This window comes from Acidocella aquatica (assembly GCF_030160635.1).
Classification (GTDB): Bacteria; Pseudomonadota; Alphaproteobacteria; order Acetobacterales; family Acetobacteraceae; genus Acidocella; species Acidocella aquatica.
This window is the reverse complement of sequence record NZ_BSOS01000022.1, coordinates 15351-36933: the sequence shown is the minus strand read 5'-3', so window position 1 is coordinate 36933 and position 21583 is coordinate 15351. Positions and strand designations below refer to the sequence as shown.

General features: G+C 58.7%; 17 protein-coding genes, 1 pseudogene and 1 CRISPR repeat array. Of the genes and pseudogenes, 2 read left to right on the top strand and 16 right to left on the bottom strand.

Translation table 11 applies throughout. The features are described 5' to 3' along the window. Positions 1–82: 82 nt before the first annotated feature. Positions 83–3059: direct repeats of the CRISPR family, unit length 33 nt; unit sequence GTTTCGATCCACGCCCCCGCGCGAGGGGGCGAC. A 181-nt stretch (positions 3060–3240) separates the two neighbouring features. The 14 genes and pseudogenes from cas2 to QQJ84_RS05495 form a co-directional block, all read right to left on the bottom strand. Continuing rightward, positions 3241–3531, bottom strand: coding sequence for a CRISPR-associated endonuclease Cas2 (gene cas2, locus QQJ84_RS05555; RefSeq protein WP_284257114.1), 291 nt, complete (start codon positions 3529–3531; stop codon positions 3241–3243). 7 nt (positions 3532–3538) lie between these two features. Continuing rightward, entirely contained in the window at positions 3539–4579 is a 1041-nt protein-coding gene (gene cas1c / locus QQJ84_RS05550) for a type I-C CRISPR-associated endonuclease Cas1c (RefSeq protein ID WP_284257112.1), read from the bottom strand. After that, complete coding sequence (gene cas4, locus QQJ84_RS05545; RefSeq protein WP_284257111.1) at positions 4580–5212, bottom strand: CRISPR-associated protein Cas4; 633 nt, start codon at positions 5210–5212, stop codon at positions 4580–4582. Then, positions 5213–6196 carry a type I-C CRISPR-associated protein Cas7/Csd2 gene (gene cas7c, locus QQJ84_RS05540; protein WP_284257109.1) on the bottom strand — a complete coding sequence of 328 codons (984 nt, stop codon included), beginning with the start codon at positions 6194–6196 and terminating at the stop codon, positions 5213–5215. Continuing rightward, positions 6193–7950 (bottom strand): type I-C CRISPR-associated protein Cas8c/Csd1, encoded by a 1758-nt coding sequence (gene cas8c, locus QQJ84_RS05535; protein ID WP_284257108.1) that lies wholly within the window; start codon positions 7948–7950, stop codon positions 6193–6195. Before cas8c ends, cas7c begins: the two co-directional genes overlap by 4 nt. Beyond that, complete coding sequence (gene cas5c / locus QQJ84_RS05530; RefSeq protein ID WP_456304809.1) at positions 7947–8618, bottom strand: type I-C CRISPR-associated protein Cas5c; 672 nt, start codon at positions 8616–8618, stop codon at positions 7947–7949. Before cas5c ends, cas8c begins: the two co-directional genes overlap by 4 nt. Before the next feature lie 326 nt (positions 8619–8944). Next, entirely contained in the window at positions 8945–11242 is a 2298-nt protein-coding gene (gene cas3 / locus QQJ84_RS05525; RefSeq protein ID WP_284257105.1) for a CRISPR-associated helicase Cas3', read from the bottom strand. A gap of 195 nt (positions 11243–11437) precedes the next feature. Beyond that, entirely contained in the window at positions 11438–12652 is a 1215-nt protein-coding gene (locus QQJ84_RS05520) for a DUF2786 domain-containing protein (protein ID WP_284257104.1), read from the bottom strand. Then, complete coding sequence (locus QQJ84_RS05515) at positions 12564–12902, bottom strand: hypothetical protein (RefSeq protein WP_284257103.1); 339 nt, start codon at positions 12900–12902, stop codon at positions 12564–12566. The genes QQJ84_RS05520 and QQJ84_RS05515 overlap by 89 nt, the downstream gene beginning before the upstream one ends. 69 nt (positions 12903–12971) lie before the next feature. Beyond that, entirely contained in the window at positions 12972–15392 is a 2421-nt protein-coding gene (locus QQJ84_RS05510; RefSeq protein WP_284257101.1) for a TOTE conflict system archaeo-eukaryotic primase domain-containing protein, read from the bottom strand. Between the two features lie 117 nt (positions 15393–15509). After that, positions 15510–16136: a nucleotidyl transferase AbiEii/AbiGii toxin family protein gene (locus tag QQJ84_RS05505; RefSeq protein WP_284257100.1), complete on the bottom strand. Its 627-nt coding sequence runs from the start codon at positions 16134–16136 to the stop codon at positions 15510–15512. 49 nt (positions 16137–16185) lie between these two features. Continuing rightward, the gene (locus QQJ84_RS05500; RefSeq protein ID WP_284257099.1) at positions 16186–17490 is read right to left on the bottom strand and encodes a type II toxin-antitoxin system HipA family toxin; all 1305 of its coding nucleotides are present in this window, start codon (positions 17488–17490) and stop codon (positions 16186–16188) included. After that, a complete protein-coding gene (locus QQJ84_RS19445; RefSeq protein ID WP_408861816.1) occupies positions 17487–17837 on the bottom strand; it encodes a helix-turn-helix domain-containing protein in 351 nt (116 codons plus the stop codon). The genes QQJ84_RS05500 and QQJ84_RS19445 overlap by 4 nt, the downstream gene beginning before the upstream one ends. Positions 17838–17970: 133 nt before the next feature. After that, positions 17971–18576, bottom strand: a pseudogene (locus QQJ84_RS05495) (SOS response-associated peptidase). A gap of 490 nt (positions 18577–19066) precedes the next feature. Here QQJ84_RS05495 and QQJ84_RS19440 point away from each other — a divergent pair. Further along, positions 19067–19327: a type II toxin-antitoxin system RelE/ParE family toxin gene (locus QQJ84_RS19440; protein ID WP_408861819.1), complete on the top strand. Its 261-nt coding sequence runs from the start codon at positions 19067–19069 to the stop codon at positions 19325–19327. Positions 19328–19567: 240 nt separating this feature from the next. Here QQJ84_RS19440 and QQJ84_RS05485 read toward each other — a convergent pair whose 3' ends face one another. Beyond that, positions 19568–20833 (bottom strand): type II toxin-antitoxin system HipA family toxin, encoded by a 1266-nt coding sequence (locus QQJ84_RS05485; RefSeq protein ID WP_284257097.1) that lies wholly within the window; start codon positions 20831–20833, stop codon positions 19568–19570. Continuing rightward, a complete protein-coding gene (locus tag QQJ84_RS05480) occupies positions 20817–21137 on the bottom strand; it encodes a helix-turn-helix transcriptional regulator (RefSeq protein ID WP_284257117.1) in 321 nt (106 codons plus the stop codon). Before QQJ84_RS05480 ends, QQJ84_RS05485 begins: the two co-directional genes overlap by 17 nt. Before the next feature lie 45 nt (positions 21138–21182). Here QQJ84_RS05480 and QQJ84_RS05475 point away from each other — a divergent pair, with 45 nt between their 5' ends. After that, the gene (locus tag QQJ84_RS05475) at positions 21183–21575 is read left to right on the top strand and encodes an NAD(P)-dependent oxidoreductase (RefSeq protein ID WP_348522666.1); all 393 of its coding nucleotides are present in this window, start codon (positions 21183–21185) and stop codon (positions 21573–21575) included. Positions 21576–21583 lie beyond the last annotated feature (8 nt).

The following is a 21583-nucleotide window of genomic DNA, read 5'->3' as shown; positions in this document are numbered from 1 at the left end:
CCTCAAACCCCGGGGGTGGGCCAAAATTCGTCAGCACAAGTGGGCCAAAATTGCTTGTCACAGCCAGGGGTATCAATCTCCGGTTTCGATCCACGCCCCCGCGCGAGGGGGCGACCATCAACCGGGATACAATCCCAGCCATTCGGCCCCGGTTTCGATCCACGCCCCCGCGCGAGGGGGCGACCGTCATTGCACGCTAAACACGACGCCGCACATGGAGTTTCGATCCACGCCCCCGCGCGAGGGGGCGACCAGCGCAATGTAAGGCGAGCCGCTAACAACGGATGTTTCGATCCACGCCCCCGCGCGAGGGGGCGACAACCCGGTCAAGGTTGCTGCGTATCGCATGGGGCCGTTTCGATCCACGCCCCCGCGCGAGGGGGCGACTCTGTAGTCGCGGCCTTCGTCGATGTCTGTAAAGTTTCGATCCACGCCCCCGCGCGAGGGGGCGACACTCGCGCACCTGGCGGTTTGCCTCGTCGGCGTAGTTTCGATCCACGCCCCCGCGCGAGGGGGCGACGGCCGTCATTCAGCGCATCAAACCAGCCATCCAGTTTCGATCCACGCCCCCGCGCGAGGGGGCGACATTTGCTTATCCTTGTTTCCGTTGGCCTTGGCCGTTTCGATCCACGCCCCCGCGCGAGGGGGCGACACGATCTTGCCACCGCTGACATAAACGCCAGTCTGTTTCGATCCACGCCCCCGCGCGAGGGGGCGACGCACCATCACCTAAACCCCCACATCGCCAGCCAGTTTCGATCCACGCCCCCGCGCGAGGGGGCGACAATGTTGTAGTCGCTATCAAGCGGCCCATGTGGGTTTCGATCCACGCCCCCGCGCGAGGGGGCGACATAACATCAAAACCTATTACATTCGCGGAACTGGTTTCGATCCACGCCCCCGCGCGAGGGGGCGACTTCCGGCTTGGCCTGCTCGAAGCCGGTCTTGTCAGTTTCGATCCACGCCCCCGCGCGAGGGGGCGACACAAAAGCCACGAGCATATTCCATCTGTTGTAAAGTTTCGATCCACGCCCCCGCGCGAGGGGGCGACAAGCGGCGCGGCGTCAACCGTGCCGGACGATACCTGTTTCGATCCACGCCCCCGCGCGAGGGGGCGACTTCAGCTCCTGGCTTCATTTCGATAGCGCCTCTTTGTTTCGATCCACGCCCCCGCGCGAGGGGGCGACCAGTAAAACTGGACCACTACGCTGCCCGATGACGGTTTCGATCCACGCCCCCGCGCGAGGGGGCGACAGGATCATTCCTAAAAATTCCTTCGTCGGATGCGTTTCGATCCACGCCCCCGCGCGAGGGGGCGACATACTGCCCAGCTTTTGCCCAGATGACTGCGCGGTTTCGATCCACGCCCCCGCGCGAGGGGGCGACGCCCGCGCCACCACCAGCACCCGGCGTATTGCCGGTTTCGATCCACGCCCCCGCGCGAGGGGGCGACATACCGCGTCCCGGCGGGCAGCTTGCCGCAGGCGTTTCGATCCACGCCCCCGCGCGAGGGGGCGACCCGGCCCGAAGTATCCAGCCGTGAGACCGAGAACGTTTCGATCCACGCCCCCGCGCGAGGGGGCGACGTTGTGGATAAATTGGCAAGGGGCGGCAGCATGATGTTTCGATCCACGCCCCCGCGCGAGGGGGCGACCTGCGCGCAGGCGCTTTTGTTCTTCGGTGGTCATGTTTCGATCCACGCCCCCGCGCGAGGGGGCGACCTCCGAGAAGCTGCGCGCGCATCGTATCGTCCAGGTTTCGATCCACGCCCCCGCGCGAGGGGGCGACGTTGGCGTCAATTTCCGAACCGGCGGGCAGCGTGAGTTTCGATCCACGCCCCCGCGCGAGGGGGCGACCAATACTTTCCACAGTAATTCACCCTTTACCTAATGTTTCGATCCACGCCCCCGCGCGAGGGGGCGACAGCCGCCGGGGAGGTTGAGAGGACGATTGCGGAGTTTCGATCCACGCCCCCGCGCGAGGGGGCGACACCATATCAGCCGAGCAACGCGGATTGCGCAGTGTTTCGATCCACGCCCCCGCGCGAGGGGGCGACCGGTGTTCCAATCGCTGCGCTGCATCGCGCCGAGGTGTTTCGATCCACGCCCCCGCGCGAGGGGGCGACCACGGGCTCCTGGGCCGATTGTGGGGCGAAAGCTGTTTCGATCCACGCCCCCGCGCGAGGGGGCGACGGACCGCCAGGGCCGCGCGGTGCCAAGACTGGCGGTTTCGATCCACGCCCCCGCGCGAGGGGGCGACTGAGGGCGACGATACCTCGGATAATCGCGAGATGTTTCGATCCACGCCCCCGCGCGAGGGGGCGACAAATTTTGAACGCTGGCAAAACCGACCGCAAATGTTTCGATCCACGCCCCCGCGCGAGGGGGCGACAATTTCCGGGGGGTGCGGTTCAAATATCTCTTCGGTTTCGATCCACGCCCCCGCGCGAGGGGGCGACCATCCTGCGGACCGTCAGTGTCCACAGAATCCTTGTTTCGATCCACGCCCCCGCGCGAGGGGGCGACAGGCGCGTTGGCGGCGATCGTGGCGGCGTATCCTGTTTCGATCCACGCCCCCGCGCGAGGGGGCGACGCGATCTGTGGCGCCGCGTGTGTACAGGTTTGTGTTTCGATCCACGCCCCCGCGCGAGGGGGCGACCATATATAGCCATTCCTCAAACACCCGCTGCAGGTTTCGATCCACGCCCCCGCGCGAGGGGGCGACAACACCCCCCATCGCCATGCGCTGCACACCAACGTTTCGATCCACGCCCCCGCGCGAGGGGGCGACGAGCCATGCGTTTTTTACAACCCCCGACCTGAAACTGTTTCGATCCACGCCCCCGCGCGAGGGGGCGACCGTGACGATCGAATTGCCTGCATTGCTGGCGACGTTTCGATCCACGCCCCCGCGCGAGGGGGCGACTGCCCTTCTTGCAAAGGAGGCGGAGTTCGTAACGTGTTTCGATCCACGCCCCCGCGCGAGGGGGCGACGGCTCGTTAAGGCGTCGGGGGCGGAGAAAAAATGTTTCGATCCACGCCCCCGCGCGAGGGGGCGACTGCGTACGATTATCACAAGATAATCAAACGATAAATCACTAACGATGCGCGAACCTGCCGCCTGAACGGCATACCCCAAAACTTCGATCACACGGCAGGTCGCTAACCTATTCAATTATCAAAGATCACTCTCAGCGCGAACCTGCCGACCAAGTCCCAACAGCTCTATGTTCGCGCGGGTCTAAAACAGCAGCGGACCTTCCAAATCGGTCGCTGGCTTTGCGCCAACGTGCTCGACTCGACGTCTACCGTCAGCGCCGAGGCGATAGAACCGAAGGCTATCTTCCTCTATCTTGATCTCTGAGACCAGACGCCCTCGCAAAGCAGCCCATTGCGCCGGGTCAACCTCGCATTCAAACACGGAATTCTGCACCCGCTGGCCGTAATCCAGGCAGGCTTTTGCAACGCGGCGCAGCCGCTTGCGGCCAGCAGGATTAATTGTGCTCACATCGTAGGTAATCAGCATCAACATAGAAGCGTCATTTCCAGATGAACGCCGGATAGCCGTCGATATCGCCGCGCAGATGACGTGCCATCAACTGCGCCTGAATATGCGGCACCAGCCCCAGGGTTACTTTCTCACCGAGAAATGGATGCATCAGTTCATCCTTTTTCCGCTCCTGGTATGCAACCAGCAACTCCTTCCGGGCGGCATCGGTTAGCAAAACCGCGCCGCCTACTTCTATGATAAAGTCCTTCGCCACCAACTGGCGCCGGTTGACCAGACTAAGCGCCAGCCGGTCTGCCAGTACCGGGCGCATTTCCTCCATTAAATCCAGCGCCAAGCTGGCCCGGCCGGGCCGATCTGCGTGCAAAAATCCGACTTGCGGGTCAAGACCGACGCTCTCCAGCGCGGAGCGGCAATCATGTCCCAGCATGGCGTAAAGGAAGGACAGCAGGGCATTGATCCGATCCAGTGGCGGCCGGCGGGAGCGGCCGGTAAAGGCGAAGGACCGGTCTTCGACCAGGATGAGGTGGTCGAAAACGGAAAAATAAACCTGGGCGGCTTCCCCCTCGATCCCGCGCAGGCCGGCGATTTCAGTGCCACGCAGCGTCCGTCGCGCGATATCGGTGAGTCTGGTTTCAGCGGCTTCCAGCGTGGCTCGTGCCGCCGCCGCCATGCCCGCGCCATGGTCGCGCAAGGCGCGGCGGATGACAGTACGCTGGTTGGCCGCTTTGGCGGCAATGATACCACGGACGATTTCGGTGGCCTGAAGCGGGTTGTCGGCCAGCCGGTACTGGGCGCGGCGGAGCAGAACATTGCCGCTGCGTGGCCCTTCCACCCGTGCGATGAACTTGCCGTTCGGGGTGAGGAGAGACACGCCTACCCCGGCTTCCGCGCAGGCGGCCAGCACGGCGGGGGAGGCGCCGGCCCGACCGAAACAGACCAGCCCGCCAATCATATGGATCGGGGCGCGCCCCCGCTCCGCGCCATCCACCTCCACCACGATGTTTGCGCCGTCTTTGCGGACCCAGGCATCTTCGCTCGTGACGTAGATGGTGTTGAGGTGGCGGCGCATTTATACGCCGATCTGGCTGGCTAACCAGTTTGCGATGTGTGGAGGCTTTTCCAGCCGTTGCGGGCGGCAAATTTCCTGCATCGAGCATTTCTCACAAGCTGGCGTAAAAACCGGCGGTGGAGTTTTTCCTGCCGCGATCATTTTCCGCGTATCTGCCGCAGCCTGCGCAGTGAGCGCCCGCAACCCGGCATCGAACGCAACAACCGTCCGCCGGCGCGTCTCGCCGTAAAACAGCGCGCCTTCAGGGACTGGTACGCCAAACATTTCTTCCAGGCAGACTGCCTGCGCGCAGAGTTGGACCTCATCGGCGCGATGGGTTTTTGGCCGTCCGCGTTTATATTCCACCGGATAAGGCTGAGTTCCATGCATCTCCACCACGTCGGCTTTGCCGGTCACGCCAAGGGTGAATGACCGGATGGTCAGCGACCGCAGGATTTTTATGCCCTGGCGGCGATCTGGCTTGCCGGCATCAGTACGTTCATGCAGCAAACGGCCCTCGGCGGTGGCGCCGTCTTCCGCCCAGCTTTGCTCCACATGAATGAGCGCGCATTGCCGGGGGCAGAACAGGTAGTGCTGCAGGGCTGAGAGCGGCACCAGCGCATCTTCCACATCAGCATTTTCGGGCCGTTCCACCTATCGCTCGATCAGTTCAACCCCGGTGGGCAAATCCTCCCGGTTCACTTGGATTTCGTAATCCTCGAACGAGCGTGCCGGTGGCCAGTTATCCGTGGCATCAGCGCCGATGGGATGGGTGGAGCCTTTATGGGTCCGCAGTGTTTTGATGCGTTCGAAAAGCTTGTGCGAAGGCGCGTTGCCGAGTGCCGTTTCATGCTTAAAAATGAACAGAGCGCGTTTTGCCATCTCGCCGCGGGCGGCGGAGTGGTCATGCTCGAACATATTGTTATCCAAAGCTTCGAACAACACGTCGAGATCGCTCGTAGAAAAACCGGTGCCTTTTACAGGGTGTGAGGCGAGCGGCGCGGAAACATATCCATGGACGCGATATAACCCGTAAGGGATGATGTGCTTGCGGCCCATGGTACGCTTGTCGCCGCGCTTTTCGTCATCGCCCTCGGTGATGTCTTTCTTTTCTTTTTCCTTTTCTTTTTCACTGGTGGCAGCCATGCGTGTGATGGAGATTTCCAGCGGCAATACCGGCTCAACCGATTCCGCGAATGCGAGTTGCACAGGTCCGCGTACCTGGCCGCAGTTGATGCCGGTGGAGAGCACGCCGCCGAAAGCGCGGATGTCGAAAAAATTATCGCACATGAACTTGCGTACCTGTCGTGCCTCTTCGTCGCTCTTTGGCGAGAGCTTTGCGGCAGTTTTTACGGTTTTATCGTCGGGCCGCTCGGCGATATAGGCTTCGCGGTGCTTTTCATTCAGCACCGCACCCTCGGTGACATAAATACGGAATTGTTTCTGGTCTTCGCGGCTGAGTTCCACCCAGTTGCGGATTTTACGTTTCAAGCAGACATCCGTTACTAGCCCACGGCCGGTTTCCGGGTCCAGCCGCGGCATGTTCCCGGCATCCGGGTCGCCGTTCGGGTTGCCGTTGGTGACATCAAAAAACAGCACGAAGTCGTGGCGCTGGGTCAGTTTTTCCGGCTGGCTCATTTGGTTTCCTCTTCTGCGATGTCGAGTGTTTCGATGTCCGGTTGGCCGGGACCGCGCCAAGCGCGTTCATGGTAATAACCTACCGCGAAGCGGCCTTGGTCTTCGAGTTTTAAAGTTTTTGGCAAATTCGGATCGAGCTTGGACATGATCTCATTCAGCCGCGCTTCGATCCATTTGCCTTTGCCGCGTTTGGTGGCATCCGATACATGGTTGCGCACGTTGCGCAACAGGGGACCAAAAACCCGTGCCGGAGTAGCTGAAGCGGCGCCGTAATAGCGATCGACAATAGAGGCGTTCACGCGGCCAAGGGCGGCGTATTGCGCGGCCTCCAGCACGGCGAACAAGCGGCCAAGCTGGTAGGCCGGATATTCATTGTCAGGGTCACGGGCCACGGGCAGTTTCTCCTTCTCGGTTTTTGCTGATCTGTTGATGCAGGCTTTGATGATGGCGGCGTGCCAGCCTGTGTGTGGCGGATCGCCGGCGCGTAGCCGCATAATGGCGGCCGTGAGCATGGTGCGCGGGTAGGGCAGGCCTTCCAGCACGGCGCGGGTAACCTCCCCGGCCAGGTGTGGCGGGACGTTTTCGGGCTTTTCCATCAGCGCTGTGGTTTTTATGAGCAGAAATCTTATAGAGGGAAGCCTGCCGCCCCAGGGGGCAGGCTCGATGGAAATATCCTCATAATGACGCGCAAGTTTCTCTGCGAATTTGCCGAACTCGTCGGTCATCCAGTAGCGTACGGAAAGCCGGGCGGCGTTGGGTGACAGGCCAAGAATATGGAAGCGCGTGGTTGGTTCCAGTTTCGGGTCGATTTCCGTTAAAGGGCGGCCTTTGGCGATTTCTGCGAGGACGTTGCGGATTTTTTCGGCCTCGGCGGTGTCCGAGGGGGGCTCCATGAGAGCGCCGAACAAATTTTCGGCCTCAGCGGCGGCAGCTTCACCTACGCCCTCGGCATCCGCCCAGTAGGTTACTGTGGCATCAGCGATTTTGAGGCGGTTGCCAGTTTGCCTATCCAGCAAACGGTTGAGTGCAGCACCATAACGAAATGCCGCCGCCTCGGACGTTGGAGCGTTTCGTCCTTGTTCCTTGCCGTACGACCAGAAAGCATTTTCATTAAAAGACACCAGTGGCACATCAGCGACGGACGTGTCATCGACGCCTTTGATTTTCGGGTGCAAACGGACGCCGGCCTCATGCCGGCCAGTAACAAGGCAGAAAACAGGATCACTATCTTTTGGTTGCCTAAGCCGTTCAATGAGTTGAATAGCTGCCGGGCGCTCATGAAGCAGGCGGCTTTCATTTACAAGTTTAAACGCCAGATTTTGATCGATAAAACTCTTTTGGAACAGGGGCTCAACGAACGCTTCAGGAGTCCATTTTTCAACAAAATTTCGTAGTGCCACCAGACCGATATCAGTTTGATCGGCCAGGGCATTTAAATGTAAAGCTTTGAAAGCCGCAACATCTTTGAGGACCTTTTCAGATGTTTTCTTGGTTACGCCCAAAGCGTAGCCGGTATTATCCCAGAGCAAAAAGGGCGTAGAGCCTTGGCCTTGTCGGCCAAACCATTTAGGTAATCGTTCGAGTTTGGCCCGTTTGCCGGATGGATCGCGCCGTTCAGAAACATTTGCGACCGTTCCATCTTCGTTTAACTCAATAACGAAACCAATTGGCTCGACCGAGTATCCGGGAGGGACAACATCCCCGCGAGATGCGAGGCGATCATAATATTTATCGAGCGAGTGCAGGACCGTCATGCGGCAATTCCATGTGACACCAGCTCGGCAACATTCAGCACGCCATCTTCAAGTCGGGCACGGAAGAAATGTGAGGTGTTGTTGTCGGCAAAATCAATATCGTGCAGCATCCAGCCGAGGTCGCGGTTACGCTCGGTATCCGGCAGCTCTGATGTGGGCAGAGGATCGCCTTCGGCAAGCAAGGCAAAATCCGCGACGAACTCTCGCGTGCCAAGACACGGGTGATGAAAACACTGTCCGGTGGCGGCGCGGCGATTGAACATACTGATGTGTTTGGCGGTGGTGTCCTGGTCCGTTGCTTTCTCGGTGAGGTCGAAATGCGCATCGATCACGTAAGCCACATGGCGGAGCAAGGTGCTGGCACGCTGGGCACGGTTTGTGGAGTCGGCGGCGGCGAGGTGGAGGTTATTAAGATCACCGCGCTTCATTGCACCGCGGGCGGTGCTTTCAGGGATTTTGCTACTGACTTCGTTGCGGCGGATCGACTGGAAGCGGATGGGTTTCAACACATGAATGCGGTCGATGGACCAGCGGATGGCCGGCTTCCAATGGATCGCCTCCAAAATGCCGCGCGCTGCCGAGGGTGTCATAACGTCATATGAGACCCGCTCAACCTTCATTTCAGGACGGGTGAAACAGGCAAAGTCGCCCCAGACATGCAGCCGCACCCCAAAACTCATGCGCGTCTCCCAATTTTGGCCCCCGACCTATAAAGGTCGGGGGCGTTATCAATAAAAATTACTCAATCACGTTCAATATTTCGATCCACGGGCGGACATGGTCCGCCAGACTATTATTGGGTCCCACTCAATCTCAATTCGCAGCGAGCCAATCTGCAATCTGAACACTATCCGTCGACGTCGCCTCATTGGCCGATCTCCGTAAGCGGCGACCAAACTGACACGCTCAGCTCGCGGAGTCAAGATAAATTATCAATAAAATACTCAACACGTTCAATGAAGACAATAGATGCTTCATTGAACGTGTTGAGTATTCAACAGATGATATTCTCTTCCGCCGTCCGGGCGGTTGGGTCGTCCAGACGCAACCCGGTCTTGTCATCGTATAGCCCCTCGCTCGACAGCACCATGAAGCGGCCCCCAAAGGCGGAGTTGACCGGCTGGATGGCGCCGGTGCCGAGCAGGCGTTTCCAGACGGCTTCAGGAACCGGGACGGTGTATTGCTGCAATTTCCGGACGATCCTGGCTGGCGGCACTTCCGACCCGCGCAACGCGGCGAGCAAGCGGTCCACTTCATCGCGTTGCTCGGCCCAGGGGACGATTACTGGGCGCATCGTCTCGTCGATCATCCGAAAACCGGCGGCGATGGACGCAAAAGGGAAGTCCAACGCAGGAGCGGTCCGTTCAATGGCGGGAATAATACCTGCCCGATCGTCGATTTTCACGGTGTCCAACGCCTCGTACCCGCGATTGAAGTACAGCGCCTGGAAATAGGCCTCAATAGCTTCCAAGCCAAGCGGGTCCGGCATTTGCAGCGGTAACCTTGCGGAATCACGACTGGCGGTGAATGCGCGCGGCAATTTGTGCGCTGCTGGCGTAAAAACTACGACGCGGCCCGCAGTGGTTTTGCCTTCCCGGTTGCATCGTCCAGCTGCCTGGGCGACGGAATCAAGCCCCGTCTCCGCGCGCCAGACCTCGGGAAAGTCAACATCTACCCCAGCCTCAATGAGGCTTGTGGCGACAAGCCGCACGGGGTGACCGTCCTTTAAATTCTGCCGTACTTCCGCGAGCACCTTTCGCCGATGTGCCGGGCACATCAGCGTGGTAAGATGCCGTGCTCCGGGCAAGTTCTTAATCAAATCGAACAATGCTTTCGCGTGGCCGCGGGTGTTGACGATGCACAGCATTTGCACCTGCTCCGCAAAACGTGCAGCGATCACTGAATCATCGGCGGGCTCTTTAAGAACCTCCACGTTTACGCGCTTCAGTGCCAGGTAGAGCCGTTCCGTTGCCGGTGCCAGCTCGCGCTCCTGGCCAATGTCAAAACCCTGTTTCTGCTTAAGTTTATTGAGCGGCAGGGCGTTGTCGATCACCCGCAAAGCCGGTTGCGTGGCGGTACACAGGACCACGCTGGCGCCATAATTCCTGGCAAGCTCGTCGAGCGCAGCCATGCAGGGGCGCAGCAGATGCAGGGGTAAGGTTTGCGCCTCGTCCAGCACAATCACGCTGTTGGCGATGTTATGCAGCTTACGGCAGGGTGAGGTGCGGGCGGCGAACAGACTCTCGAAAAACTGCACCGCGGTGGTGACAATCACCGGTGCATCCCAATTCTCCGTCGCCCGCCGGAGTTTTTCTAGCCCATCCCGGTCCCATTCCCCGGCTTTGTCATCCGCTATATCCCAGTCGAAATTGCCGTGATGCTCCAGAATATCTTCGTCCGTGCTGAGTGCATCACGAAACACCTGAGCCGTCTGCTCGATGATCGATGTATAGGGGGCGACATAAATGACGCGATCCTTGGCCTTTAGAACGGCATGTTCCAGTGCGAAGGACAGCGAGGCCAAGGTTTTGCCCCCGCCCGTCGGCACGGTCATAGTAAACATTCCGGACGCGCATTTGGCACGGCTGATCGCATGGGCGAGAATTTCGCCGCGCAACCGGTTGAGTGGTGTGGCATCTGCACCCAGGGATTTTTTTGCCATATGCGCGTGTAACTGGTCGCGTAGTCCGATCACTGAACGGTAATTTCCCCGCGAGACGATCTCGCCCTTCGAGGTCGCATAGAAACGCTCCGTTTCCAAAAAATCAGCGTCTACCAAGCAAGAGAAGATCATACGCGTGAGGAATGCACTATGAAACCCCGGATAATCTAAATGCTTTGCAGGCATCTTTGATTGAGCCAGGTCGGCTATTGCCGGTGGCGAGCCTGTGTAACTCTCCCAATGGTTATAGGGCTCTATCTGCTTTACCAGACGCAAAGTCAGATCTTTGCCGTCGGCCAGTCCTGCGTGGTGACCGGCAATAGTGAAGGCCAATATCCGTCCCGCTTGCGGTCCATAGCTTTTTCGAGCCTCAACCGCGCCGGCGGTGCTATGGTCAGGGCTTGCCGACTGACCACGAATATATGTCTGAAACGCATCTGAATTCTTGCCGATATCATGCAGCAGCCCGGCGGCTTCACCCCATTTCGTGAACCCGAATGCAGCGGCGAATGTGCCGGCCCGCACCGCCACCGCCCGCAGATGCTCGTCGAGTGGCTCCCATTTTGTTTCGTTTGGCACGCCGGGTAGGGAGTGCGCAAATCTTAAAGCTTTATCGGTATCTTGTTGCATGTTCGGCACTCTATATCCACGAGCTCCCATTGTGTGGCCCGAAGTGCTGACGGTATCGCCAAACCGAGTCCTTGAGCTTCGTATAGACCTTCCGTGCAATCATAATGACGCTTGCCTTCTCAACGCCCGAGTTCGGAACCGGCACGATTGCAGAAAATGAACAATGATAACGCACCTGCGTATGCTCATAGCGGATCACGCCGCCCGGGTGATCGCTGGGGAGAGTTCGAACCGTTCGCCCGCCACCTGGCCTGCCTGAAACGCGTCGGTAAGAACGCTCTTGGCGCGGCTCAGAACGCGCCGGGTCAGGCTGAGTCCGAGTTTCTCCATCTCCTCATCCACCATCGCCGCCTTCACAGGAACCAGGTCGCGGCCAGAGGCGCTGCGTATCACGGCATCGCGGGCGGCTCGCATGGATTGTAGTTTGCCGGCAATGCCCTGGGCCAGCCCAGTCTGGAAGGAATTGGTGGCGCTACGCCGCTCGCCGGCCATCGCAAAATAAACATCGCTCGCACGGAACGCATCCGTCTCGGTCTCGAAAGCGCGCTCGACCATCTCATACAAGTATTGTGCGGCAGCAACGTCGCCACGCAGGCCGAAGAAGATATAGCGCAATGGCGCATCCTCCGCGCGCTCTTGCCACACCCGGCAATCAAAAAACGCCGCAACTCCCGGGATGCAAGCATCAATCGGCGCAGCGCGGCGGCGGTTCGTCTGTATCCCAATCCCCTCGCAGGGCTGTGACTTGAATTCCAACTCGTTCAGCGAAAGCCCGTGGCGATCCAGCAATTCCGCGACCTTCTCGGCCGCCGCCAGGGCTTCCTGCTCGGTGCAGCCTTGCGCCACCGTTTTGGCGCGTAGCGCATGGATGCGCTGCACCAGCCGTTCCAGCCCAGGGTCTTCGGCCAGGCGCCCGCCGCTGACCTGGGCGCGCAGCGTCTCGAACAGCGTACGCACCCGTTGCGGCCAGGCTCTGGAGCGCATGGCATCATCAAGCCCGCGGGCGACAGCATCCAGGCTCAACCCGGCGGCGCTTGTAGCCTCCCGGCGCCGCACCGTTTCCAGTTGTACCGCCAGCAACCGCTCGAAAGCCAGCGCCACCTCGGCGCGGCCGGCATCGCGCGCCAGGACCGCAGCAGCAAGAGCATCCAGGATTGTGGTTAGATCGGCACCTTGCCGTGTGCGGGCAAGCAGAGCGGCATCCGGCACGCCGTCTGCCAGATCCAGCCAAGCCATTGACAGATCGTGAAGCTCGCCCTGCCCAGGCTCGAACAAATCATCCTCATCGGCATCGCTGGCCGGCCGGTTCAGGCCCGGCACGTCAAACGTACCGTGCCGCACGACATAGGCATATACGGCCTCCGCCCACCGCACGGCCGCCGCCCGCGCGGCTTCTGGCGAGACGGTCAAACGCCGTCGTGCCGCTCCCGGACGGTTGTGATAGCAGGAGGTCGCCTGAGAGAATCACCGCATCCGCCGCCATCGAGATCACCTTATCCTCGGCAAGACCCTCAACATCCCGATCCCTCCGGGGCATCCATTTTCGAAACAGTGCTTCGCCACGCTCCCGCGGCACAAAACGCATCGCCGCTTCGAGCAGCGCGTCAATCCGATCATAAGCATCCTGCGGCGGCGAACTGGCGGCAGCATCACGCGGCATGGTGGGCTCCTTTATCTGAACCGTTTGAATACCAAGCCGCTGCCGAGTCGCATAAATTTTCTGGAGCGATCAGTCCGGCTCCTCAGCCGATGGCCTGACGCGAATTTCTGAGTGGGACACCGCGCGATATCCCAAGCTCCGATATCCAGCCTCCCTCTTGCTCGCCATTTTCGCCAACATTGGTTCGTTTTCGTCGACGTAGTCATAGATGATGACGTCGCGCTTTGGTGCGTGCAGGCGGTGGAGCCTCCCAGCATATTGCGCAAGTGTCCCACTCCAGGATATCGGCATCGTCAGGAACAGCGTATCGAGCCGCGCGTCATCAAACCCCTCCCCAAGGTAACGGCCGGTGGCGACCAGTATCCGCTCTTCGTGTGCGGGAATCCTCGCCAATGATTCGGTGGCTGCGCGATTTTGCGCAACGTTCATGCCACCACGAAGAACAATGACATTCTTCGCGAACTTCGAGAGACGGCCTGCGAGTAGATTCAGGTGCTCCTTGCGCTCGGTAATTACGACAGGGGAGCGGCCAGCTTCGAGAGCCGAAAGGATATCATCAAAAATCAGTTCATTTCTCGCTGCATCCAGCGCCAAACCTGCGTAAAGTGCATGAATTGCGGGCATTTCCTGAGAACTGACTCGGGGAAGGCGAAATTGGGTCCGCCGAATGACAACCTTATGGTCAAAAGGCCGCGCGGCTGCTTGCTTCCTTGCATCGACGCGATGCCGAACCGGGCCACATTGCATGAAGATGATTGGGTGATGGCCATCCTTCCGCGTTACCGTAGCAGAGAGACCGAGGAAATATTTGGCCTTTGCCGCCCGCGCGATCGCTTCGAAGCCCACCGCTGAAAGGTGGTGGCATTCATCAACAACCAGGTGACCATTGTCCGCGACGACATCAGACACGACACCATTGCGAATCAAACTCTGCATGAGCGCGACGTCTATAATGCCTGTTGGCTTCTTTTTGCCCCCATAAATTACGCCGATTTGCTCGGGAGGGATATCGAGAAATGTTCGAAGACGTGCCACCCATTGGTTGAGAAGCTGCCTGCGATGAACAAGAACAAGCGTGTTTCGGCGTCGCGTCTGGATGATATTCGCTGCGACAACGGTCTTGCCATATGCAGTGGTGGCGGCTAGCACGCCTGTCTCATTCTTAAGAAGGCTCGTAGCCGCTTCCCCTTGCTCCGGCGTCAGTTGACCAAGGAAATTAACACCTACATGCTGTCCTTCTGTTCGCTCATCGCGTAATTCGGCCGCTATACCCATATCCAGAAAAAATTCCAGCAGATCATCCAGACATCCCCTTGGAAGGGCAATATGTTTTGAAAAGAGTTCCGCGCAGGATATAATCCTTGGCTTGCCGAATGTCGGAAGCCGCATAGCTTGGGCAGCATAGAACTCCGGGTTTTGAAACGCGGCTATCCGGGCGATACAGTTCACCAATGCGGGCGGAAGTGCGGAGCGATCGACGAAGATTTGATTCCCCAATAAGACCTCAACCGAATTTGGGAGCGTTCCTTCGACGGTTAGCTTTTTGCGGCGGCGCGACGGCAACGCTGCCCAGGGCTCATCGTCTTCTTCAAGCGCAAGCATCCGCACGCCGATAATCTGTCCTGCGGCAGCAGCTTCAGCCACGGTCGACAACAAATTGTTGCGGGAAAGACGTCTAATGCTCGATAAAAATATCCACTGGTCTCGTACAGGTAGGAAATCGTCGTCGAGAAAGACGCTATTACCATTCTCGCGCGGCCCGCTCTGAAGTGGCAGGGCAATCAGGTTTCCAAAACCACCTGATGGCATGGTATCCTGGCTTGGGAAGAAACGATCATAGGAATCAAAACCGATGTCAGGGTTACGATCCATCGTTGCCGTGATCAGAAGTGTGCCTAAACGTCTTGCCTCGGATGCCGGCACCGGCTCTAAAAAGAATATCCAGGCATGGGCACCATTTCCGGAACGTGACCGCTCGATGGCAATCGGAATGCCCTTCGCGCGCGCCGTATCGCGGAACGCCGCAACATCTTGCGTCCAGGATTTCTTATCAAAGTCAGCGGCGAGAAACCAGCATGTTTCGTCTGGGAGCATAGCATAGACGCCAACCGTGAAATCGGTCGAACTACCTTGTGCCTTTCCGGAGAGATGGGCACGAACGACATCATCTGAAAGAGGCACGAATGCCTGATTCGGACACTCCCCGCACTTGACTTGCGGCTTCCCGCAAATTCCGCGCACCCACTCATTCCGGCACATCGGCGCATAGCCCGCCTTCCCCGTCTTCGCGTTTTCCCACCGCCGCGGCAACACGTCCTCCCGGCCGCGAAATAAGGTCCGGAACAAGTTAATTTTATCTGCGGTTGGCGACCCCATTGTTACTGAGGCAAGTTGATTATTCGGCTGTTCGGCAGTCGGCATTCCAACCCGCAGGTCTTTTCCCAGGACTGCCAACCGCTCAGCGATTTCGGATTTTTCCCGATCAAGCATGGCCAACCGGCTCTTCAGAACCCCAATCTCACGCTGTATGTCATGCTGACCAGTGATTGCCTTTGCCTTTCTTGGCTGTGACAGTCCTCAGATGGTCGATCTCCTTAACCAAAGGCATCAGAAAGCCATGTAGATCGCCAACCGCAACCGCCAATGCAAGTGGCGCCGCTGCCATGCGGTTACGGCCAAGGAAGGCGCGCCACTGAGCAGACCATGCCTCCGCGAATTTGTCAGTCCGACCGGCAATTTTGTTCCGCGCCGCTCAAACGTACGCTGAACAGCTTGAGTCAGAACAGCCAGACGGAACTCAAATGCCTGTGCTATTAGCCAAAGATCATAGAAATCCTTCATGCGGCTATTCGCTATACCGAGCGTCACCAGCGCTTCAAACTTTTCCGCCACAACCGTCTCCACCGGATACGCCTTCAAACGTGAGGCCGGATTATCGAGCAAGGTTGGGTAGTCGATCTCGATCGGATTTGGCGTTACAGCGCCTCCAAATCCGATATCAACCTGAATTGGTACGCGCGCGCCAGCGATTATGGCTGTAGTGCGCACCCGGACACCGGCATAGTCTCCATCGTCCCTGATTATCACCGTCTGTAATCCCGCAACGTCGAAATTCACACCATCGTCTGCAACAGGCTGGGCACAGATCGCGCAAAACACCTCGGCGATGGCATCGATTGCATTATCACCATGACCCAACACGCCATGATTTGCAACCAGCCTGCGGGACATCATTGTGCGACCTTTTCTCAGATGATCTGCGGAGGCCCGTTGTTCTCGGCGATCAAATTAGAATATTTAAGCGCAGCAAGCCGTTGATCGATTTGATTCGACTTGTTTCTATGTCGGCCTGTTTGGCGAATTCCGGCCAACGCGAGACGGCTTCTCTTACATCAGACACGATAGAACGAGCTCTACGCTTGTTTAACAAAGCTGACTTTGCGCCGGCGTCAAAATCCGCCAGCGTGAAATCGCTCCTCTGGCCGTTCAAGCTCATCTGGTGCTGGTTGGTCCATCCGCCTTCAGGATTATAGTTCCAGGTCATGTCGAATGCCGGTGAAAGGCTCCACTGACCCTCGCGGTCCATTAAGAAGGCGATATTTTTGACGTGATCATCCTGATTTCGGGCAATGATATTGAATGCCATGCGCCGAAACAATTCTTCCACCTGGGCAGTTGGCAGAGCCAGTTTGCGCATTGTGAAGAATGCTTGTTCATATGAATTCGACCGCGGCATATTGAAGTCGAGGTTTGCCATGGCTCCCAAAGATTGCATGTGCAGCTTGTCTCCGCTTTCTAGCCGATCGAAGCGTTTTACCATGAAGTGCCGGCGACCACCCTCTTCGAACAGCCTGGCATCAGGGACATTGATGCCTGCAGCTTTCGCCATATTGGAATATGCATACTCGATAGCGCCATAGCCTTTCGGATCAGCAAGTTCCTTGTCTTTGTTTCCCCGCACCCCATCGAACTTTATAAGCCAGTAACTGAACCCGGGCCCAGCTGTGACCTGGCCTGACCGGATCTCATTGGTGGCTTCGTTCCAAGCGATAACGGCTTTCGCGCGCGCACCCCCGGCCGAAGTGCCCACCATCAGAATGTCATGAATGGCGGCTGTGGCTACATCGCTGGAAAATGAGGCCTTCAGGTTCGAGCGTTGTTCGAGAACCCTTGACGCGAGATCGACCAGCGCATCAACGTCAATGTGCTTGGATCGTAGCTCTGTTGGACCGAGCACCGGCGCGAACTCCAAGGCCCCCATGCCGCGTTGACCAATATAACAGAGCCGTTCGACGGCATCGAAGCTCTCTGGATCACGCCCCTGCCCGGCCAGCCAGGCATCTATGAGGGTATTGCCAAATTTATCCGGCAACGAATCCGCGAGAAGTGCGGGAAGCCTGCGGAAGGTGATGGGATTGAGCGTGTCGAACGAATAGATCGACGGTGCAAGCGGCATGGTAAGCGGCGCGACTTCAATACCGCTGCCAAGGAATGCCCGGTCGTATTCAAAGCTCGCGGCTGAAGCCCCGGCATGCAATGACACTACGCCAATTCTGCTTCCCCATAGATTGACCTGAGCGATTGTCATTTCTGGTCACCCCAATTCCAGGCCTTTTTGCGTGCCGGCTTCTTGCCGACCGACCGCACCCTTTGCCGCGGTAGACCTTGCCTCTCCAGCTCTGCAATTGGACTAGGCGGGAGCTCGGGGAGCAACAGCTCAAGAGCTTCAAGTCGCCCTAAGGACCTGAGGCATCTAATAAAATTCGTCAGCTGTGTTGGCTCTCCGGCTTCAAGCCGCTCAACCGTCCTCTTTGAGACCCCAGCCTCTGCAGCCATGGCCGCCTGTGTCATTTGCCGGGAGATGCGGTAAGCCGTGATCCGCCGACCAATCTCTTCAGTCACGGCTTGATCAACAAGAAGCGGGTAGATTTTCATAACTCACCTATTATGACGAATTAAACCTATAAATCAATCTTATTCGTCAAAACTGGCAACTGTATGTGGCGTCGTCCCTACCCTGAACGCCCACTTGGTTGTTCCGGGATTGTTTAGGACAAACTGACAATGGCTATATTGCGAGCCCACCAATGTCTTGTTTTGAGCCCCGCGCGACAACTATGAGGGCGGAATCGGGCAAAGCCCGCTGAAGCGTTGAGGCTTCGGACCATGGCACGGTCATCCAATGATCAATCTCTGCGCGCGTTCGCAGGATGGCGGGCATGGCTTTGGGGTGGATAGCGGCAACTTCAGCGTTGGGTTCGGTCGTCAGAAACCCAAAAACATCATTGGTCGTCCCCCCCTTCCCTCACCTTGCGCACGGAACGCCACCGCGTCCAGATGCCGGCAAAGCACGCCAGTGGCCGTGTCTCGTCCAAGGCGAACCAGACCGAGGGTTTGGTACCATCCGGCAGATGTTCGTTTCGGAAAAGCTGGTGAATGGCACCACACAGCGATGCTCTGGTCCAAGCCAGCGCCGCCAATGCGGCGATGCGGTGTTGCGAATATTCGTCACACCAGCGTCAGAATTACGGCCTTTCAGGGCAAATACCGGCGACGGCATACCCCAACGCGCCATCATCAACTCTCGGCCGCTGGGCTGGTTGCGAACGATCGGCGCGGCGTAGCCCGGAAAAATGCCCGGTAACGGTGGCAGATTGCCTGTGCTGTCGAACATTGCCCCGCTGAATTCCCGGATTTCCTTTCGAGGAAGTCTGACGCGGGTGGCCGAGTGCGCTTTGGACGATTGACAGGTCGGCCCACGGTATGAGTATTTCATACTTTTTGTGCGGGCAGCGCGACCATTGGAGGTCTTAGCATGACATCAATTGAGAAACGGACCATCAGCCAGCCGGCCTCCTGTCAGCCAGCCACCGCTGAAGAAGAAGCTCAATCTCAACGAATTTGGAAACCTGAGGAACCGTCGCGTCGTGGCCGCTGATCATCGCCACGCAGTTCTTGCCCAACTGACCGGACAAATGGCGGCATATGCTCCAAACAACCACCTCGCTCGGTGGCTTGCCCAGGTGGGCCCACAGGCACCTCCCTCCGCTCCGCTGCGGAGGCGGGGCCCTCCTGTGGACTACCTGGACAAGCCACCCACACGGGTCAGATCAACACCGGCAAATATCTGCGGATTTTAACCGGCGCCGACAGAGGACAATCTTCTGCAAATCTACGATTTCATCACTGACCGGGCCAGCCCGGAGCGGGCCTATGCCTATGCGGAACGCATCAGATCGTATTGCCTAGCGTTTGACGCCTTTCCCGAACGTGGCGTCAGGCGGGATGAGTTGCGGCCAGGGCTGCGGATCATTGGGTTTGAACGGCGCGTCACCATCGCCTTTCACATCACGCCGGCGCTCGTTATCATTGACCGCATCCTCTATGGTGGCCGAGATGTCGAGGGGCTTCCGGCAGACCGCTAAGTTTTTCTGCCGGCGGCCCCCTGCCCTCAATATGGCGCCGACGCTGCTGCTCTGGCAAAAACCCTGACTTTCCATAAGTGGGGATTCTCACGTAATCGCTGGCCAATGATCACGAAGCCCAATCCGCATCGCATAATGGCGCGCCTTGGTTCCGAATAAAATTGGCGCAAGGCGATGCGCGATGGACGCGCCCTCCCTGCCCTGCCTCATGCCCTCACAGCCGGCCACACGGCCACGATCCTAAATGTCCGCGTTCCGAGAAAGCGCCGGCGGGTTCAACGCATACACCCAAAGCTTTGCCAAAGTCTCCCGGTCGCGTTCAGTGACGTCGTATTGGTCCAAGAGCTTCGGCAATTTGCCCACGCCAATGACGATCTCCTCATAGATATGCTTGGCCTCATCACGGCTGATGCCGAAATGCGGATGCGCCTGGAAGGCGATTGCCGGGTTGGCCTCCGGTGAGATGCCTTTCGCTGGCGCTAACACCAATCGGTTAGGCTGATGAACCGAAAGATCGAAGATGGGCGATAAGCGCCATTTGCCATCGTCCCGGATGAAACCGTGATTGCGGAGATGATCATCGGTGTTGTGGATGAAGCAGTTGAATAACATACGGCGAAACAAGGCGTGCCCGCAGGGCTGAATGCCGCTCAGTTGGGCCCGGCGCGCGAGATCCATGTAGGTGAACGCTGCATAGAACTGCGTCGGATCTGCCGCGAGCAATGTCCCAGCACTCGTGTAACCAAGCCGCATACCATTCCCGCGGCGATCGAACCTGCGGACCAGCAGTACAGTGCGGTTGCCGACCTGTTGTGTAAAGTGCACTGGCGTCTCGATACCTGCGGCCTCTGCGAGCGATAGGCAAGTCGCCTCCACCTTCGGGTCATCAAATCGATCACCTGCTGCCGGGAATTTCACCATGTGCAGGAGGCCGTCATGCACCAGGTTTGCTTTTGGCCTGCCCCCCCCCTGATCCGCGCTGTTACGGAAAAGCCGTTGCAGATGATGAGTATTGGCCTGGCCTGCTTCCACGGCCTCCGCGGCCCTGAACAGCTCCTGGAGTGTATCCTGCTCCGACGGCAGAGCGAGCAACGGGCGTTCGTCTGGCAGCCAACGCTGCGGTCCACTGTCCGGCGTTGGACCAAAGGAAAGTTCTCCCGTGCGCTCTTCACCACCGGCGGCAAGGAACTCGCCCATTCCGAATGGCTGGCTCGGGAACGCTGCCTGCATGATCGACTTACCCCACCCATCCGGTGCGGAATCGTAGAAGGGCAAGGGCACTTCGTATGGCAGGCCGTTAAATGAACCGGTTTTCAGTGTAAGATTCACAGGATCGATGGCGAACTTGTCCTTCCGCCCGAGCCAGGATTTAGCATAGCGGAATCGCGACTGGCGCGTCTTTCTGCTGCCTTCGAATGAAAGCAGACCCATTGGGACCGGGCCGTGCGCCAAGTGGGCGTAGACGACGATCTGATCGATGCGGCCCTCTTTAGAAATCTGCCACATTGCGTGCTCCTCCGGCCCGTTTCTGGGCGCTCATCTCCAGCTCCTCTCCGAGCTCGTCCTTCCGCAGCGCTTCCGCAAGCTTACCCTGAAGCCCAAGGGCCGCGAGCACGCTGACCATCGCGCCGATCGAAACGCCTGGCTTGCCGGATTCAAGATCGACAACGGTGGAGCGGCTAAAGCCTGTTCTCTCAGCAATCTCCGCCTGGGTGAGGCTCCGCCGGATTCGGGCCATGCGGATTCGCCCCCCCAGGAGACTCAGCTCCTCTTCTTCCGGCCCGGATAGGAATTGCCGACGCTTCGTCATGTCAAATAAAACCATCATTAAAGCTATTTATGATGCTTTTATAAGATATATCGGAACGAGAGCAAGGGCTATAACGGTTTTGCCCGCAAGCGAGCGGTCATCGCGATCGTCCGCGACATCAGCAAAGTACCAGCCCTTACCGGCGTCACTGCGAAAGCGGGCAACGTCAACGACGCGGATGGGCTTGCAGCGCTCATCGCCGGGCATAACGCGGTGATCAGCTCGGTCCATTTCAGCGCGAGCGACCCCGAAAAACTCATCGCCGCCGTCCGCAAGGCGAAAGTACCGCGTTATCTCGTGGTCGGCGGCGCCGGCAGCCTGGAGGTCGTGCCGGGCACGCGCCTGATCGACACGCCGGGGTTCCCTGGTGCCTATCGCAAGGAAGCTGGCGGAGGCGCAGCCATTCTCGACCGGCTGCGCGAGACGCACGACACATAGATCAGCCG